The sequence below is a fragment of the Bartonella sp. AP3QHHD genome (genome assembly GCF_042195765.1).
Taxonomy (GTDB): Bacteria; Pseudomonadota; Alphaproteobacteria; order Rhizobiales; family Rhizobiaceae; genus Bartonella.
The window spans coordinates 1-1,293 of record NZ_JBHIPC010000090.1 but is presented as its reverse complement, the minus strand read 5'-3'; the positions used below and the strand labels follow the sequence as shown (position 1 = coordinate 1,293).

Genomic DNA, 1,293 nt, shown 5'->3' with positions numbered 1-1,293 from the left:
CGCGGCTTTCAAATAGCGTTTTTTATTGATTAAAATGAATCATCCACAATGGAGTAATGAATGCATATATACAAAACGTATCATATTGCAAGCGCTCTATGAGAGATATGAAAACGTATCAAACAAATCAAAACGCTCGGTAGCTTTAACAATCCAATCAAAAGCAAATGCATATTCAATAAATATCTGTAAAAAACGTTCTTTTTACATTTGGAAGCGTTGGTTTTTACAAAGCAGCTTTTCATAAAACAAATAAACAATTATGGTTTTTTGTTACCATTTTTATCAAGTCAATTTTATTAATAATAGTTATTAAAAAATCACAAAATTAGAATAACCACTTGAAAATATACCCATATGGGTATATTAATAATCATGAGTAAAATAAAACGTATCATATGGCTTGGTTCTTCACTCAAAGATATAAAAAGTCTTCCTGATCTTATTCAACAAAGGATTGGTTATGCTCTTTATCTTGCTCAGATAGGAGATAGAGGAGAAAATGTTAAGGTTCTCAAGGGGTTCGGATCTGCCAATGTTCTAGAAATTATTGAACGCGATATTCAAGGAACTTATCGCGCTGTTTATACGATACAATATAAAAAATCTCTTTATGTGTTGCATTGTTTTCAGAAAAAATCGACCCGTGGCATTGCAACAGCAAAACCAGACATTAATCTGATTAAAGAACGTCTCAAGTTAGCAGAACAATTAGAAGGGAATTAAAATGATCAATGTTTTTCACGGTAGTTCCAATGTTTATGCGGATCTTGGCTTTTCAGATTCCAGAGAAATGCTTATCAAAGCGCAACTTGCTCATAAGATTAGTCAAATTCTGAAAGAAAAGAACTTAACACAAAAACAGGCTAGTCAACTTTTGAAAATGACTCAACCAAAACTGTCTAAACTCTTAAGTGGAGAATTTCGAGGAATTAGTGAAATGAAAATGCTTGAGTGTTTGGCAAAATTGGGAAACGATATAAAGATTATTGTTAATCCGAAAGAAGTTAAAACGCTTGAAGGACATTTTGAAGTTGTTTTTTCTTCTTAAACTTCTTTATGATTAGCTTTTTTGGATCTATTCATGCATGGCAATCTTATATAAAAAATAGTCAAATGAATCACGTATAAAAGTGTGGATTCTTGAGTGGATTCATATAAAATAATTACAAACAAACTATTGACTTTATTGTATTTTTGTTTATAATGTCCTTCAACAAGCGTGACCATCCGACGACCGTTTTCAACATCAATGCTCCCTTCATCACTGTAATAATCAAGATCATTATGGTG

Annotated in this window: 3 protein-coding genes; 2 read left to right on the top strand and 1 reads right to left on the bottom strand. The window is 31.5% G+C overall.

Going from position 1 to position 1,293, the window contains the following annotated elements:
* Window positions 1-375 precede the first annotated feature (375 nt).
* On the top strand, window positions 376-726 hold the full coding sequence (locus ACFIL7_RS08005; RefSeq protein ID WP_375616946.1) for a type II toxin-antitoxin system RelE/ParE family toxin: 351 nt from the start codon (window positions 376-378) through the stop codon (window positions 724-726).
* 1 nt (window position 727) lies between these two features.
* Window positions 728-1,051, top strand: coding sequence for a helix-turn-helix domain-containing protein (locus tag ACFIL7_RS08000; protein WP_015856199.1), 324 nt, complete (start codon window positions 728-730; stop codon window positions 1,049-1,051).
* Here ACFIL7_RS08000 and ACFIL7_RS07995 read toward each other — a convergent pair.
* Window positions 1,048-1,293: hypothetical protein (locus tag ACFIL7_RS07995; RefSeq protein ID WP_375680801.1), on the bottom strand; the 246-nt coding region annotated here is incomplete at its 5' end. The two genes, ACFIL7_RS08000 and ACFIL7_RS07995, sit on opposite strands and share 4 nt — an antisense overlap.